Consider the following 15,334-nt stretch of genomic DNA (forward strand, 5'->3'; position numbering starts at 1 on the left):
CTGTTGGCGGGTGCTGTCCTTTGCGGGGCGGGCATTCGCATTTCCATTTCGGGAGTTTTATATGTCCACGCTGTTCAAGCAGCTGCACACGCTCGTCTGTCAATCGGACGGGGGTCTCATGTTGTCGATCGTCGCAGGCAAGGCCGGGAGAATGACGGTAGCTGTCATGCCTAAGTCGAACCAGAAGGAGGCGAGCGAAAGCGGACTTCTCACGCCGCTCGCGCTCACCGGCACACCGGAAGAGCTCGACCAGGAGTTCCTTCGTTGCCTCGGAGAGTTCGCAGGCCAGCGTCAGTCGCTCGTCGAACAACTCGCGGCGACGACTGCCGCGCTGGAAGCAGCAAAGGGTAAGGCGGTGGCCAAGAGCAAGCCCGCGGGTAAGCCGGCGGCGCTGCCGGCGCCGGCTGCGCAAGCCGGCGTGACTTCTGCGGCCGAACTGATGGGCTCGGAAGTGGAAGACGCGGAGCCGGATGAGCCGGGTGCTGCCTCAGAGGTCGCGCAACCGGGTTCGAGCGGAAGCCTATTCGGTAACGCGGCGCTCGTTGGTTAAGGGAGGCGACATGGCATTGGAAATTTCTCTGATCAAGCGCGTCTTCATGTATCACGGCACGCAGTTCGCAGACCCCGGTCCGTCGTTGTCGATCCAGCAGGTTCAGGATGTGCTGTCCATGGCGCACCCGGACATTGCAACAGCTGAGATCGAACAGAACGAGGTCCGCGCTGATGGCACGGTGGTCTACAACGTCCGCCGCAAGGTGGGTCAAAAGGGCTGACCATGAAGCCGATGATGTTTGACGCCTGGCTTGCCAGGGCAAACGGCTCATCGGTGGAGGTGGTCAAGGGGGCAGCAGGGTCGGAAGATCGCGCTGCCCCTACGCCTGTCCCACTTGAGGAGGTCTACGAATGCGCTTGCATTCTGAAGTCCATGATCGATCGATCGCAGCAGGATCAGCCTGCCGGCAGATTGGCTCTGATGCCGCTGGATCTGCCCATGCCTGGATGAGGTTGCCGATTCTCGACCGGATCGTTCCGGTCGAGCACAACAGCCAGCGCGGCCTTGCCTGGCTGGAGGCTGCCAAATCGCTGCATGCGTGCGGATTGGTCATTTCATCGGACGTCGAGGGTTGGAGCTCACCGGGCAAGCTAGTCGAGGCGGCGTTGTCCCGTTGGTTCGCGAAGCGCACTGACGGGGTAGCAGCGATCGAGCTCGATATCTCTTTTGCTACGGCCACTGACCTGGTCGATGACGGTGCGATAGAGGAGCCCGGCGAGGACGATCTGACCGATCTCGCGGTTTGGGTCGAGGTCTCGCGTGACCGACCGAATTTCCGGAGTCTGCGTCGCGGATTTCTGGAGATGGAAGGAATCGCGGAAGGACTCGGCATTGCCGCGACCACGATCCTGTCGGCAGCCGGGCACGCCATCGGCTTCACGTTCGATCACGATTACGTGTCGCATTTTGCGGGAATGTACATCTACGGCTGGGAAGACTGCTGGCCTGACGGCGGATACGATCCCTCCGACTACGAGCCGGAAAACGAAGATGGTTCCAGTGAATACTTCGCCTATACACGGCCGGCATTCCAGCGCAACTGTCCGCGGCGGGAACTGCTCTGGCATCCGTCGATTCGTGACATGGAGAAGTTTGTTCTTGGCGTCGCAAAGCGCAACGCGGTCATGCCGCCGTTGCTGGAGGATCTGGTTCGGCTCGTGAAGGCGAGGCGGCATCGCAATGCGATGTGGCCCACGCTCGGCGGGACTGACTACAACTCCATGTGCCCGGTGTTTTCGCTTGCCTGGGAGGCCCCGGGCGAAGAGACGGACGGCATTCGGGAGAACATCTACCGCGTCTGGGACGACTTCGCCAACATGCTCTACAACGGAGCGGAAGGGTGGACGTACGGCCTCGGCGCGGAAATGTTGTCCTGTCGAAGCCCGGCATTGCTCCGGGAGACTCTGAAACGTTGGGATGGCCGACTTCGACTGTTGCGGGCGACTGATCGCCTGCTGCAATCGATGACGGATCCCGTTACTTATGGTAGGTGACATGATCACGACGCAACTTGTTGGTACCGGGTCGTCATTGAAGCTCGAACACGCCATCCTTTTGTACACCCGCTCCGGGCACGTCGGGAGCGGGCCGGGGATTGGCTTTGTCACGATCAATCCGGTCCGGATTGAGAAGGAAAACGCGGTGATCGGTCCTGGCCAGCCTGCGAGTCGCTCAGCGCTGGTCGACGCACTCGATCAGCTTGCTGACCGAGAGCCGACGCGGGCGCTGTATCACCCGCGTCTGCTCGGTCGTGGCGCCGACTATGCGGTCTGGTATGCGCCGCCCGGCAAGCGGCATCTCGCCTTCAATCACCCGTCCGTCGGGGGAAAGAAAGCCGGGGTGTGCCCTCTGCCGGGTCTGGTGTTTTTCCTCGTGCGCGGCGACTGGTACGTGTTCGCATACCGGGGAAACCGACGTCCGTCCGCGCGTACGCTGCTCTACCGCACGCCCTTCTATAACGTGTGGGCGGAGGGGCGGATTTGCGTGGGCAACATCGATCTACCGAAGCAGGGAGCAGCAGCGCCACTGGAACAATGGGAGGACGCGTTCTTCGGAACGTGGTTCACGCACCCGAACATTCCGGAGGCGCGGCTTCTGCGCGAGGGGGAGAACTGCGGGAGGCTTTGGAAGGCACTTCTTTCGGGAAAGAAAGAAGCGTTTCCGACCGATCTCCTGGCCCGGATGGACATGCGACTCGAGGATGCGTTCAGGAAGCTGGTGGGAGGGGGTGTCTGATGGATCACCGTGATACTTTTCTCCAGACCACGTTCCCGACGTTGCCGGTGCCGCGGTTCGGCGCGTTCGAGGAACTGGCTTCGAATGGACATCGGTTCCTCGTCGGAAGCGACGCCGTCGTGCTGGAAGTCCGACGGCCGTGGCTGTACATGCGCAAGATCGCGATGAGGAACGAGAGCGGTCTCGCGCTCCCGTATGGCCAGGTGTCGGAAGTGTTCGAACTGAGTTGCGGGCCTATCCCGCGCGAGATGCTCCTGGAGTTTGGCTGGCAGGCGAAAGCTTGGGGTGAGATCGAAACGGCCGCGTGGATCACGTGGCGTGAGAGCACCCGGTCCTTCGTCTATCGGCGACTCAATGAGCGGACAGCGTCTGCCGCCAGAGTGGTCGTGGACCGACCGGAGCTGGACGCGGACGAGCACCTGATTGTGGACCTCCACAGCCATGGTTTCTCAAACGCGTTCTTTAGCCGTACCGACAACGAAGACGATCAGGGCGAAGTCAAATTCTCGATGGTCGTTGGCTCTTGCCACCAGGACAGGCCGGAGGCATTTGACGTTGTTGCACGGCTTTGCGTACTGGGGATGATTGTGCCGGCGAATGAGGCGTTCTCGTTGAAGGAGGTGCAGCATGCAGCGTGAACACATGGTGCATTCCTTCCTGTTGACGCGGGTGCCTCATATCGTCGTCATCGGCGCCGGCGGGAACGGTAGTGCGATGCTGGCTTCGCTCGCCACCCTGAACCATGCAATGCAGGAACTTGGCCATCCGGGCTTCAGTGTGACGGCCGTCGACGGCGACACGGTCTCGCCTTCCAACATTGGACGGCAAGGGTTTTATCCGTGTGACGTGGGCCAGTTCAAGACCGATGTACTGATCCAGCGGATCAACATGGGCTTCGGCACGCGATGGGTTTCCATGCCGATGATGTTCACGGGGGAGAATTCCCGTGACCTGAGTCCTGATATGGTGATTTCCTGTGTGGATTCGCGTCACGCGAGAAGTGTGATCGCAAAGTCCTTCTGTGAAGGCTATTACATGGACCTCGGCAACAACGCGGCGACGGGCCAGGTGGTCGTCGGGGAGTTCAAGTCGCGGAAGGTGAGCGGCTTACGCCTGCCCCATGCTGTGGATCTCTTTCCTGAGATTGCCGATACGTCGCTGCCAGAGGACGATCAGCCATCATGTTCGATGGCTGAGGCCCTTGAGCGGCAAAACCTGTTCATCAACCGGATGATCGCTGGTTGGGCAGCAGAGTTGCTATGGCAGATGTTCCGCTATGGCAAGTTGAGCTTCCACGGCAATTTCGTCAATCTGAGTTCGGGGCGTGTCGTTCCGATTCCGGTCGACGAAGAGGTGTGGTCGAACATGGGATACAAAGCTTGACGGGCAGTAGTATTGCGCGGTACCGAAGCCTCAGCTTTCCGTTATGGAAAAGCTGGGGCTTCTTTGTCTGTAACCACGGCGCAGCCATAGACCCGCGCAGTCGGCGGCGCGGGCACATAGTGGAGTCAAGCGGGAATAGCCACAGATTCAATTGGCACCCGCGTGCCCATGAACTGCAAACCGTTCGCGCTGGCGACAACGTTCAAGGCGTTCTTGTAACCATAGAACTCGCCGGGGCCGTCACCCGAAGGTATTGCGTCGAGCCCGTTTACGACTGCCGTGTGATTGCCAAAGGTAAGGAGCCTTGGCGCATACGGCGTCGCGCCGTCCGACACCAAAAGAATAGGTGAATGTCTCTCGCGTTCGTGGACCTGACGCCAGTAGTAGTACGAATGAACTACGCCGGCAAGAACTTCACTCGCCGGATCGTGCCGGGAAAAGAGAACAATGAACGGACGGCGGCGACTCTCGTCCAGACTCATCACTCCAACTTTGAAGTTGCGCCGATCCAGCTCCGTAATAACTTCCATGACCCTTCGTTTTGCCTCATCCTCGAGCAGCGGAGGCTTTCTGCCAATCTCGCTAGCCAAAAAGCTGGATTCTTCGCTCATCCAGGCCGGCCATGCGGTGCCGTGCACGAGGTACGATGCTGCATCTTTCACCGAGTAGAAGGGGATTGCGGCGAAGTCCTCAGTGCCAAACAGCTGCAAACGCGATCGGGCGTTCTCGTGAGCGCTCAGTTCCAGACCTTGTGCCCATCCGTTGTCCTGCAATTTCCGCTCAAGTTCGAGTGGAAGGGCACTGATGATCGATCGCACCCACCACTTGGATGGTGTGTCGAGAGCAACAGGCAGGTTTCGCTCCCTGAGGTCCAGCGATCTGAAATCGGCGAACATTTCTTCCATTCCGAGCTTCTCAACAGCGGAGAACACCGGGGTGTCCTGGACTGCCGCGGCCTCGGTGTCGACCATGATCAGTCCAGGCATCTGCCTGGCGCTCATCTCCTCGAAGAACAGGACGAGGGCAGGCAAGATCGCATCCGCCTGTTTGCCCGTGAAGACTACGGGGCCGCTTTCGGAGAGCTGGATTTCAAGCTGGTAAAGCGCGGAAAGCGTGTTTTGGTGAGCGTCGTTTCGGCTGAGAATTGTCCACCAGGGAGCATTCCTGTCCAAACCCAAGCGCCGAGCCAGGCTTTCGACATCGGCCAGCGACTTGAACCCACGCGAAACGGCAACCGCCTTCTGACAGGTCGAGAGCGGATACGCAGTGCCAAATACGGTCTTTGAGTGCTTCTGGAGTCGTTTTGCGTCCCGCTTGAGCGTAGAAACGTTGCGGGCCACAGACGCAGTGAGACTGCGAATCAGAGAGATCGCCATAACTTGTCCTTGGCATGTCGTTTGACGTGCCTGCAGGTACGTTGAGAAAGCTGCCCTGGTACTAACTTCCATCGGGCGAGCCGTGATTGTTTACCCGTGCATTCCTCTCGGATTCACCCGTATGGTGGGTCCGCGCTGCACCGACGCAATCGGGAACATATCCCAGTTTCGCTACTTCTGGCAACTATTGGCCTAGGCGGCCATGTTTCATCGATATTGGCGCCCGCCCGAGGAGCAGCTGCATCCCAGGGCGATGTTGTCTCGACAAACCTATAGAACGTATACTCGCCGGCCAGAGAGATAGAGGTCAGGTATGCGGCGCATTGCAGTACGTCGGTCGAGCGTTCATGGACGGGGAGTTTTTGCCCTATGCGATATCGAAGCCGGTCAGCGGATCATTGAATACAAGGGGCGGGTCACATCGTGGAGATCGGCGATCGCGCGACACCAGAAGCTTGCGGGAGAAGACGGTCACACATTCTTCTTCGAGCTGACCGATGGCGGGGTCATCGACGGCGGCGCGGACGGCAACAGCGCTCGATGGATAAATCACGCCTGCTCACCGAATTGCCTTGCCGAGGAAGACTCCGGACGCGTCTTCATAGTTGCATGCCGTGCCATCCGGGCCGGCGACGAGATTTCGATCGACTACCAGCTAAGTGTCGATGGCCGACGTACAGCCGCGGTACGGGCCGCCTATGCTTGCCGTTGCCGCTCCCCTGGATGTCGAGGCACCATGCTGGCGCGATAGGTCGATCAGGACGCTGTCCGTTCGACGCGGGGCAGCAGCGCCGGCATTTCGCGCGTCCTTGTCAGATCCCATTCCCAGATTTCAACTCCGTTCTGCCGGTATATGTGTTGCTTCTCGCGCTTACGGGCCTCGTATTCCTCGCGGCCTTGCACACCGTACACCTCCATGTAGCAGCGGCGCGATGCAGTGTCGTAGAGGATGAAGTCGGCCAGCACTTTCCCGTCCAGAGAATCGGCCCCGATCTCGATTCGGACCGGCTTGGAGAAATCGCGGTTGGCGGTCACGAGCGCGTCCGCGACGGTCTCCTCATAGGATGAGTCGACCGGAATGAAGCGGCTCGATACGCGCATGAATCCGGCGTCCAGAAGTTGGAGGTGACCACGCGGCGTACCCTCAACGTGGAAGAGGCCAATCACGTGGCCATGTTCGGCGCTCAGCGTGTTGAGCACTCGTCCGAACCGGCGCTGCAGGCGCTGCATGAGGGGCGCTTTGCAGTAGACGGGCTGGGCGATGTGGCCGAGCTGGATCTGGTAACTGTCGAACTGGGATTCCTTCAGTCCGCGCAGAGGCGCGATGATGAACAGCGTCTCGCGTACCGCCGACGCAGCCTTACCGGCTGCAATGCGGCTCTGCGCTTCGAGAAACTGACGGGCGCTCACGAAGAGCGGTTCCTGGCGCGCAGCAAACTCGGCTTTGTTCTTTTCAGCCCCCACCGGCGTATAGCGCGGAGGAATGTAGAGCACGTCTGCGAGGGGACGCCTTCCGATCTGGCCGTCTTCGGCCTTGCTCATGATCTCGTAACGGACACGCCCCCAATCGCGGTTCCATCCGGCTCGCCAGCGGTGCAGTCCGGTTTCGCTCCAGAGATACTGGAGCATGGCGAGCAACGTCGCGCCGCGAGTAGTTTCGGATGGGCGAGGCGTCGACTCAATAGGGTCCTTCTTTCGGACAACGGTGTCCACCTTCAGAGAAACCGAAAACTGCGGCGTGATCCGGAACGTCCCGTCGACGCTTTCCTCAAAGCACGACTTGCTCTCGGATGATTTGCCGGACTCGTCCTCCGCCTCTTTGAAGAAGGGGCAGTCGATATGGTGCGATTCGCCGCCTTCTGGCCAGCCGGCCAAAAAGAAGGCTGCGGCCGTACCGGCGTGAGACTTCCGCCGAATGACAAGCCGCTGTGGATTTGAGGTATTGCAGAGACACCAGGCATGGCCGGGCTCGATCCGGGCCTGTTCGAAATCGTGGGAATAGCTTGCGGGAGCCTCCCGGACCGCCGATAGCCGGACACATCTCGAGTCAATGCGGACATCGGGATCTAAGGACATATTTCCTCCTGCCAGCCGTGAAGGCTGTTAGCCAGTCATAGCGGACAGGCATGGCAGGGCCGGCGGGCGCCGAAGCGCCCAGTCGGTCAGGCCAGAGGCACGTGCGCGTTGGGATCGTATTCGCGAGCGAAATAGCGCTCGATGTCCTGCACCGGCGTCCCGAATGGAAACGTCCGGGTGATGAAGCGCATGTCATCTTCGTAGGCGAGGCAGTACGCGCCTTCGGCCAGAATGGTGGTCGCGTTCTCGTTCAGGCTGAACGTCAGGTCGATCGCGTACACGATGTGGCCTTGCGAGCGCACGTGCTTGATCAGGCCGACCGCGGTCGAGCTTTCACGCAGGACGCTGAAGCCACGTGCCTTAAACGGCGCGGAGTGATCGACGTTGCGTTGTGGTAACGGGAGGTGCTGCACCGGTTGTGCCGCCAGAGCGGGCACCAGCTGCGGTCGAATTGGTGCCAGACCGTTGCGCAGCGTATTGGGAGACTCGGATCGTGCGGCCTTGCGAGCGGGCGAGGCGGACGATTTGTTCGTCGGGAGAGGTGCCTTCGCGTGTGAAGACAACGACGTGGGTACTTCGGGAGATGAGTTGCTGTACAGCATCTTGGTCCAGTCCTTTGTTCGAGTTCGTTCCTACGTAATGCATTGGGAACAGCTTTTCAGCTGCCCACCGATGGAGCCCCATGTCCATCTTTCGACCCGCAAACGCAACGTACTGACAATCCTGGCGGTTGCCGATCAAGCGTCCAAGCGTGGCTTGAACGTGTGTAGCCGGCGCCGCTTCGGAACCAAGTGCAAGTAATCTGAATGGCTCGTCAATTTCGCGGCGTACAGCTACTAACTCATATTTGACGAACGCGGCCGGAATTCCCCATTTGTGGCATGCGTCCATCAAGTCGAATGGTTCGACCAGTTCTTGCAGGAGATCAGGGTGTCCGTCAATGGCATATAGCAACGCACTACGAAAGACCCGGCCCCGGACTTGCTTCCAGTCGCTGCGCCATGTATCTGGAACACGCTTCAGCATCTTCCGTAATTCGCGGATGGTGGGAACCGCCAGGATATCCTGCCGAACATGCTCGTCGACTCCCCGCCACTTCTCGCTCTCCCAGTAGTGAAAGATCGAGTGATACCCCTCCCGGCAGTTGGAGGTGGTATCGAGCAGGCCCATGAAGAATATTTCTGACGCGATCATGGTGTCGATTATGTCAGGCACGGGATGGCAGAGAAACATCGAATCGGTAGCCATGATGGGGGGAATTCCATCGGCCCTGCGAATCGGCGATCTTCTAATGCCGTTGCCTGATCACTACCGGCTGTTAACGGCAGGTTGTTCGACTTCTTGACGAAAATCTTAAATCCCATTTAGTATGCGTTTTGCATGGCAGTATGACTAAACATGTTCTTATCAGGAAACAATTGTTAAACCAATACACTTTGGTTCGCATGCTAAACCATCAGAATTGATAGGATGTTCGAATAATTAGAACCTTTCATGTTCCTGTCAGGAACGAAATTAAGGAGAACGGCAACCTCCTTTCCGCGCCAATAGAAAAGGATGGTTGCCTGGTTTCGGAGGCTTCTGAGAACGTGAACGAACAGGAGTCAGGTGCCCCGTTTCGTTGACGATAGTCGGCAGGGTGCGGTATTCTTCGCCCATCGCAAGTGACGTTTTCACTTTGATACTAGCTAGGGTCACTAGCCAAAGCTGCGTCCTGTTTCTGCTGTATCCGGACATCTTGTCAAGTCGCGTGTCGTACGAGAATTGATCTGTACGAATAGCGCGCTACTCACCCAAGCGGGGAAGTCATTCCCGCGCAGGGAGTGGTTTCTTCGCGTCACTATGGAGAAATCATGTCCCACCCCCAGCGTCCTTCGCTCAACAGGTTCAAGCCATTGTGCTCCCGTACTGGGCGCGCAAATCGCCCGGCGATTCAATCGATGATCGACCAGCTTTCTGACGGGCTCTCGCTTTACCCGAAGCGTGCCCACTACAAGTGGCATCCGGGCGTCCCTCAGAGCCGGAAAGATCTTGCGAGAATCAGACAGCGTCTGCGTCATCTCAAGCGCGCGCTCAAGACCGCCCCGCTTGAAGTGAATCAACGCGGCAATCGCGTGGACCGAACGTTTCGCAATACGGGCACCGACGAGTTTGCGCGCACGCTTCCGGCACAGGGGTTCGAGCAGTATCCAACATCTCAGGATGCCGCGTGGTTTGGTGTCTGGCTCAACATCGCGGATCGGAAGGTGTTCACGTTCGCCGAAGGCGATTGCATCATGGTGTCGTGCCCGACCCAGACGGACCTCATCGCGGAGATCGAGTATCTGAAGTCATGCTATGGGCCGCCGTCCGCGTTCATGTGGGCGCTGGATCAGGACGGTACTGTGACGCGCTACATCGAGTCGACGCCGGCTGTCGAACTGGTCGAGGCCGTTTGATGCCTCCGCGGTGATTACCTTACTCACAAACTCAGTTTTGTGACGCGAGCCCGGTCGGGTTCGCCAATACTCTTTTACGGAGGACTATTGGCGAACCGGATCTACCGCCCAAGTCGGTGCCGGGGCCTGTTTTTTGGACGCCATGTCCGAAAAGCGAGCTGACGCTTTCAGCCTATTCCCACGGGAGATCCATTTCCCGTGCGGGGAGTGGTTCTGCCTGTGGATTCACCCCAGGAGGATCAATTTCATGAAGTTTCAGGACGTCCATAGTGCGGCTTTGCGTGCGGATGCCGACGGGGAGACCCTTGTCATGGGCTTCAAGTTCGGTAAAGTGATCGGCGACCAGGGTATCGTCAAGCCGGAAGGCAACTTCCTGCGATTCCACTTCGTGGAAGACCTGGAAGCACAACTCCAAAGTTCGATTTTGCTCGATGAGGGCAAGTTCACGAACGGCGGCTACGCGAAAATGGTCCCGACGTCTCCGTTTGCTGGCTACTTCCAGGAGGCTCAATGCCTGTAGCTCAAGCAGTTGTCAAACCCAAGCCGAAGCTGTCCGGCTACAAAGCCGAATTGGCGCGGCGCGATCCCGCGGTCCGGAGAGACTTCTTTCCGGCAACGACCGTGTTGATGAGCGTGCCGAACTACGACCCCGATCCGTACTATGCGACGATCAGTAAGGAGTTCGGCCAGCAGTACGAGAAGGCGCATCGAAAAATCGAACGGGAAGCACGTGCCACAGCCCGCGCGTTGAAGGCTGCGGCGAAGGCGAGGGAAGAGGCGATGGCGATGGCGAAAGCCAACAGCCAGGTGATGGCGGACGCGCGCCCGAATGAGCGTCCCCAGGAGCGTCCGACCGCTGAAATCCATGCGTTCATTGCGCCGGAGGAAGGCACCTTTGCCGCTCCCTGGGAGGACGTTCCGCCCATCTCGGACGAAGAAGCTCGTCGCTTCGCTACTCGATGAGCACTGCTCCGGTTGCTCACTTGAATGGCCGCATCAAGCGAAGTATCGCGGCACTGAAGGCTCGGCCTCTCCTGCTCGTTGAGTGGGGCGCGGCGATCTCCGGTGTGGTGGGATCGGAAGTGTTGGCACAGAAGACGGATTACTCGCCTTATGGCTGGTTGATCTGGATTCTGTCCAATGTTCTCTGGATCATGTTCTCCATCAAACGGCGGACTTATGGCCTGCTGGCGATGCAGGTCTTCTACACCGGCATCAGCATTCAGGGTGCCATGAACTGGCTTCATCGATAATCTGCAACCCTTGCGGGGACCTATTCCTCGCAAGGGAGCAGGCCTTTGCATCTGTCTGGTGATGCGTATGAATCTGCATCTGTTTTGGGGTGTTTTGACAGCGTTCAGTTTTCCCCTCGTTCTCGCGATCGCTTCGATATGCGAGGACATGACGAAACCGAAGTTTTAAAGCACTCTCATGTTCTGCTTGGGCCGACGCTGTCGGCCCAAATTATTTGGAGTATTGGATATGTCGGAAATTTTGCAAACGTACTTTGCGCTCGTACTGGGTAGCCTCGGCTATCCGGTAGACGAAATTCGCTGGAGCCTCGGGTACTGTCAGGGCGACGGCATGCGTTTTAGCGGAAGCGTCGATGCGACGATCGCCGCGCATCGCCTGCTGGCCGACAAGCCAGTCTTTAGAGGTCTGGTGCTCAGCGCGGTGGAAAAAGGCGAGCGGATTGACATTACCGCGAGCGACCGTCATTACGTACACGAGTACACGATGACGGCCGGTCGTCGCTACGATGCCGACCTGACATTAGCTGAGGACAAGGCAATGTCGTTGCTGCTTTCGCTCGTCGAAGAGGATATCGTACGTATTTCGCAGCGACTCCGGGATGACGGCTATGCCTGCATCGAGGCGGCGCCGAGCGAAGCCAGCATTGTCATCGATCGCACGTTCGGGGACTTCGGATTAAAGGTCAGCATTCAACAAGACGAGGAGCCGCACCTTCCCGACAGTGGTGAAGCACTCTACGACCTTGTAGACATGATCGAGTTCGGCAAAGGTCGGCAAGGGATCGTGATGGTTTCCGTCCGGATCGAACGCGAGGGTGAAGAGATCGGATCGGCACATCAAGGCACTTATCCCTTCGTCGGCAGCTGGCAGGCCTTAACCGGTCAACTGGGTTTCCGAAGCTACGTGCGCGAGCTGCTGGGCGACGCGTGTGCGGAAGTGAGGGAAATTCTCGGCATGACCGGACTGACCCTGGCAGCATAAGCTGTTCCGCAACGGTCGGGAACGAAGTCGTCGTCAGGACAAAGCCACCCATCTCGGGTGGCTTTCTTTTTTTCGCAGAAGGAATCTCGCTGAAGGTAATTTCGAAGGAAACAGGCCGCACATTGAACATGTTTCGCGATAGCTGAGAAGCGTCCTCGATGCGAATATCCCAGGCAGGATGCTGCCCGCGGGCGGCAGTGGCAAATATAAAGTGCGGGCGGATCAGGCAAAAATATGACGACGGCTCTAGGTTCCCAGGTGGATGCAGCAAATCTCATTCGGAAGGGTTTGAGCGCAGAGAAACTGGCGCTCTGGCCGCAGAGATCCCTGCCGCGATTCATGCTCGAGGACCTTGCCGATCAGGAAATGGACCTCCTTGGCATCAAGCGAGGGCATCGGGTGTATGAGCAGAGACGAAAGGGCGTGCTGGAAGAGCTTGGCCAGCCCGTGCCCACAATCGAACTGTCCTGGGGGAGAATCATCGCGCGTTACGACGACGCGGATTCGCCTCCCTCATTTGCGCTGGTGTTTGCCTTCAACTCCCCAGAAGGCTTTCTCAGCCGCCAACGCCCGGGCCTCGGGACCGATTGTGATATCGAAGCGATCCAGTTCGCCATCGGAAAAGTGCTGGAAACGAAATTTGCCGATATTGAGCGCTCGGGCGCGGAGCTGACGGACAGCTATGTAGCGGGCGAGATTCTCAAGTTCGAGGTCCTGGACACGTCTCGGACGAACTTCAAGGTGTTGAGCGAAAGCATCGCCGACTTCGTCGAGCACTACGACATGATCGGCATGCTTGCTGACGAGTCTGTTGTTCTGCACGGGAACGAAGCCTCCGCGCGGCGCTACGTTGCGCACGGGTGGGTGGCTTAGTTAGTCCAGCTGCAGGCGAAGTCCTGACGAGAATTCCCGTAGTGCCAGCTGATTCGGGGCGCTTGTTTTCCATCGGATGTCCCGCATCGTTCGACGGCAGCGTTTCAAGATCAGGTCCGCAAGGCACATTTCATATTGCGAAGGGACAAAGGTATGCGCGGAAAATTGAAGCTCGCTTGGCTGGCGATCGCTGTTGCGATGGTGCCGCTACTCACGGCATGCGGTCCGGATCCATCCAATAAGCTTCGTTCCGATGCCGAGGCCGCGGTCAAGCGACAAATGGGTAAAGACGTGGACCCGGCCAAGAGCTTCACAGGGATTCGCAACGCTCGGACGTCCGTCGCGCAGCAGTGCGACGACTACAACGGAATCTACTATTTTTCGATGCGGAAGGCGTGTTCGGAAGAACTGGAGTCGATGAAAGCTGCCGCGATCGGCCCAATCGAGGACGCGCTCCTTGCTGGTAACGTCGGAGTCGGCCAGATCGCCATCGGTGCGCTGTCGGCGAATGCGTTCGATGATCTCAGCGAGGAAGTCCGGAACATCGTCGCGCACCCGGAGGTGGCCACAAGCATCGTCGCAACGGCCGTCTCGTTAAACGGGCTATCGACCGACCAGGCACGGACGTACGAGATGCTGGCGGCTGACGTACTTGTCGCGGGCCAAGGCGTGCCGGCGGATCGCGTCCGCGGCGTGCAACTATATGACTCAGCGTGGTCGGCCGGCGAGCCCTTGGCCGCGGCGATGCTCGCGAATGCGTACGTGCAGGGCAGAGACAGCGTGAATGCGTACCTCTGGAGCCTGCGCTGTACGGGCACGTGCCTGGCCGGCCTGATTCCCGAAGCAGCGAGGGGAGCACTGGAGCAAACACTTGATCCTCAAACTATCACCGATCTCCGGCAGAAGGCTAAGGACCCAACCGTGTTGAACCTTTAATGGTGTTCCTTTAGATGAACATCTCGGTGGTCCGTGACGCGCACATGCATATATGGCTGGGTGATATACGCTTTGGCGATTATAATGCACCAGTACGCGAATCTGCGATTCGCCCAACCCCGTCTACAGCAAATGGGCCAAGGAGCGACTGAAATTGGCTGATTCGACAATCGAGTGGGATAGCGTGAATGGCGCGGCTTTCGTCGAGTGGCAACGTGACCTCGTTGACGTCCATGGCAATCCCTTCAGTTCGCAGACGCTGAAGCAGCGAACCGCGATGTATGGGAAATTCCTGAAATTTCTCTATGGCCGGGACGTGCCTGTCTCAGTTCTATCGATCGGCGCCGACGAGATCCAGTCGTTTCTTTTAACGCTTGCGGGGAAGCGGGAGACCCGGGAGGGCAATACAACCAGGAAGACCCCGGCTGAACGTAGTACCGCGCAGCGATATGTTCGGTTGATCAACGACGTCTTGGAACACCTGGTCAATCTCGGCCTTAGAAAGTCCAACCCCGCGGCCGAATTGCTGAGCGAATTCAGCAAGCGCACGGGAGATCGGGCAGAACGGAAGCTTCCGGAGTGCCTCGATTCCAACCAGGATGCTCGCCTGCGCGAACGGGTTCTCTCGATGTCGACGAACACCTGGACTGCGTGTCGGAACAGGGCAATGCTCGCGCTCTTTGCAGGCGCCGGCCTAACGCTGTTCGAAGGTATTAATGTCGAGCTCGAAAAGGTCGACCTCCAGAATGCTCGACTGACTACGCCCGGTACGCCAGGGGGCTCACGTCGTGCTCATGTCGTACCGTTTGCGAACTGGTGTATCGAGCCGCTGGCCACATGGATCAAATGCCTTGAGCAACGAGGCGGGGAGTGGCTCTATCTGTTCCCGTCAAGCGTCATCGGTCGTAGCGATCCCGTACCGGCAGACAAGCCCCTGGCCGAGAACAGCGTTTACTCCCTGATCAGCGACGCACTCGAGGCGGTCGGCTTCCGCGGTCAAGAGAAGGGCGCTACAGTGCTCCGCAATACCTACGCTTTGCGAAACCTCGTAGCCGGCAAGAACCAAAACGAACTCCGCTCATGGATGGGGCTAGATAGCGATTATCAACTCTTCCGTATCGCACGCCTCCGGGGACTATGGAGCGTTGGTGATCGGCATCCTGTTTGACCCGCCTCAAAGGTAGGTAGGTATAGCCGCTCCGGCCGAATCCGCCTTATGAGTCGCGCGA

General features: G+C 58.6%; 20 protein-coding genes. 16 read left to right on the top strand and 4 right to left on the bottom strand.

Annotated elements, in window-relative coordinates; genetic code table 11:
- Positions 1-61: 61 nt before the first annotated feature.
- Genes HV796_RS11945 through HV796_RS11970 form a run of 7 tightly spaced genes read left to right on the top strand, consistent with a single transcriptional unit; the run spans position 62 to position 4,171 of the window.
- Positions 62-550 carry a PRTRC system protein E gene (locus HV796_RS11945; RefSeq protein ID WP_175226690.1) on the top strand — a complete coding sequence of 163 codons (489 nt, stop codon included), beginning with the start codon at positions 62-64 and terminating at the stop codon, positions 548-550.
- 10 nt (positions 551-560) lie between these two features.
- Positions 561-773, top strand: a complete 213-nt coding sequence (locus HV796_RS11950; protein ID WP_175226691.1) for a PRTRC system protein C — start codon at positions 561-563, stop codon at positions 771-773.
- 2 nt (positions 774-775) lie between these two features.
- Positions 776-1,003 (top strand): hypothetical protein, encoded by a 228-nt coding sequence (locus HV796_RS43375; RefSeq protein WP_217477896.1) that lies wholly within the window; start codon positions 776-778, stop codon positions 1,001-1,003.
- Positions 1,000-2,046 (top strand): hypothetical protein, encoded by a 1,047-nt coding sequence (locus HV796_RS11955; protein ID WP_246355828.1) that lies wholly within the window; start codon positions 1,000-1,002, stop codon positions 2,044-2,046. Before HV796_RS43375 ends, HV796_RS11955 begins: the two co-directional genes overlap by 4 nt.
- Position 2,047: 1 nt before the next feature.
- Entirely contained in the window at positions 2,048-2,788 is a 741-nt protein-coding gene (locus tag HV796_RS11960; RefSeq protein WP_246355816.1) for a PRTRC system protein B, read from the top strand.
- A complete protein-coding gene (locus HV796_RS11965; protein ID WP_175226694.1) occupies positions 2,788-3,426 on the top strand; it encodes a PRTRC system protein A in 639 nt (212 codons plus the stop codon). The genes HV796_RS11960 and HV796_RS11965 overlap by 1 nt, the downstream gene beginning before the upstream one ends.
- Complete coding sequence (locus tag HV796_RS11970; RefSeq protein ID WP_175226695.1) at positions 3,416-4,171, top strand: PRTRC system ThiF family protein; 756 nt, start codon at positions 3,416-3,418, stop codon at positions 4,169-4,171. The genes HV796_RS11965 and HV796_RS11970 overlap by 11 nt, the downstream gene beginning before the upstream one ends.
- Positions 4,172-4,296: 125 nt before the next feature.
- Here HV796_RS11970 and HV796_RS11975 read toward each other — a convergent pair whose 3' ends face one another.
- Positions 4,297-5,547 carry a hypothetical protein gene (locus HV796_RS11975; protein ID WP_175226696.1) on the bottom strand — a complete coding sequence of 417 codons (1,251 nt, stop codon included), beginning with the start codon at positions 5,545-5,547 and terminating at the stop codon, positions 4,297-4,299.
- 313 nt (positions 5,548-5,860) lie between these two features.
- Here HV796_RS11975 and HV796_RS11980 point away from each other — a divergent pair, with 313 nt between their 5' ends.
- Positions 5,861-6,298, top strand: coding sequence for an SET domain-containing protein (locus tag HV796_RS11980; protein WP_175226697.1), 438 nt, complete (start codon positions 5,861-5,863; stop codon positions 6,296-6,298).
- A gap of 5 nt (positions 6,299-6,303) precedes the next feature.
- On the opposite strand, the gene HV796_RS11985 is transcribed toward HV796_RS11980, so the two are convergent.
- From HV796_RS11985 to HV796_RS44120, 3 genes are all read right to left on the bottom strand, one after another.
- Entirely contained in the window at positions 6,304-7,623 is a 1,320-nt protein-coding gene (locus HV796_RS11985) for a DUF1173 family protein (protein WP_175226698.1), read from the bottom strand.
- Positions 7,624-7,709: 86 nt separating this feature from the next.
- Positions 7,710-7,904 (bottom strand): hypothetical protein, encoded by a 195-nt coding sequence (locus tag HV796_RS44115; protein WP_246355817.1) that lies wholly within the window; start codon positions 7,902-7,904, stop codon positions 7,710-7,712.
- Positions 7,905-7,983: 79 nt separating this feature from the next.
- Positions 7,984-8,871 (bottom strand): hypothetical protein, encoded by an 888-nt coding sequence (locus HV796_RS44120; protein ID WP_246355818.1) that lies wholly within the window; start codon positions 8,869-8,871, stop codon positions 7,984-7,986.
- A gap of 605 nt (positions 8,872-9,476) precedes the next feature.
- Here HV796_RS44120 and HV796_RS12000 point away from each other — a divergent pair.
- The 8 genes from HV796_RS12000 to HV796_RS12035 all read left to right on the top strand — a co-directional run bounded on the left by HV796_RS12000 (position 9,477) and on the right by HV796_RS12035 (position 15,273).
- Complete coding sequence (locus HV796_RS12000; RefSeq protein ID WP_175226701.1) at positions 9,477-10,061, top strand: hypothetical protein; 585 nt, start codon at positions 9,477-9,479, stop codon at positions 10,059-10,061.
- A 247-nt stretch (positions 10,062-10,308) separates the two neighbouring features.
- Positions 10,309-10,581: a hypothetical protein gene (locus HV796_RS12005; RefSeq protein ID WP_175226702.1), complete on the top strand. Its 273-nt coding sequence runs from the start codon at positions 10,309-10,311 to the stop codon at positions 10,579-10,581.
- On the top strand, positions 10,572-11,024 hold the full coding sequence (locus tag HV796_RS12010; RefSeq protein ID WP_175226703.1) for a hypothetical protein: 453 nt from the start codon (positions 10,572-10,574) through the stop codon (positions 11,022-11,024). The genes HV796_RS12005 and HV796_RS12010 overlap by 10 nt, the downstream gene beginning before the upstream one ends.
- Entirely contained in the window at positions 11,021-11,314 is a 294-nt protein-coding gene (locus HV796_RS12015) for a nicotinamide mononucleotide transporter (RefSeq protein WP_175226704.1), read from the top strand. The genes HV796_RS12010 and HV796_RS12015 overlap by 4 nt, the downstream gene beginning before the upstream one ends.
- A 229-nt stretch (positions 11,315-11,543) precedes the next feature.
- Positions 11,544-12,296, top strand: coding sequence for a hypothetical protein (locus HV796_RS12020; RefSeq protein ID WP_175226705.1), 753 nt, complete (start codon positions 11,544-11,546; stop codon positions 12,294-12,296).
- Between the two features lie 234 nt (positions 12,297-12,530).
- On the top strand, positions 12,531-13,169 hold the full coding sequence (locus tag HV796_RS12025; RefSeq protein ID WP_175226706.1) for a hypothetical protein: 639 nt from the start codon (positions 12,531-12,533) through the stop codon (positions 13,167-13,169).
- 153 nt (positions 13,170-13,322) lie between these two features.
- Entirely contained in the window at positions 13,323-14,105 is a 783-nt protein-coding gene (locus HV796_RS12030; RefSeq protein WP_175226707.1) for a hypothetical protein, read from the top strand.
- A 154-nt stretch (positions 14,106-14,259) separates the two neighbouring features.
- Positions 14,260-15,273, top strand: a complete 1,014-nt coding sequence (locus HV796_RS12035) for a tyrosine-type recombinase/integrase (protein ID WP_175226708.1) — start codon at positions 14,260-14,262, stop codon at positions 15,271-15,273.
- Positions 15,274-15,334: the final 61 nt, after the last annotated feature.

The sequence above is a fragment of the Paraburkholderia humisilvae genome (assembly GCF_902859855.1).
Classification (GTDB): Bacteria; Pseudomonadota; Gammaproteobacteria; order Burkholderiales; family Burkholderiaceae; genus Paraburkholderia; species Paraburkholderia humisilvae.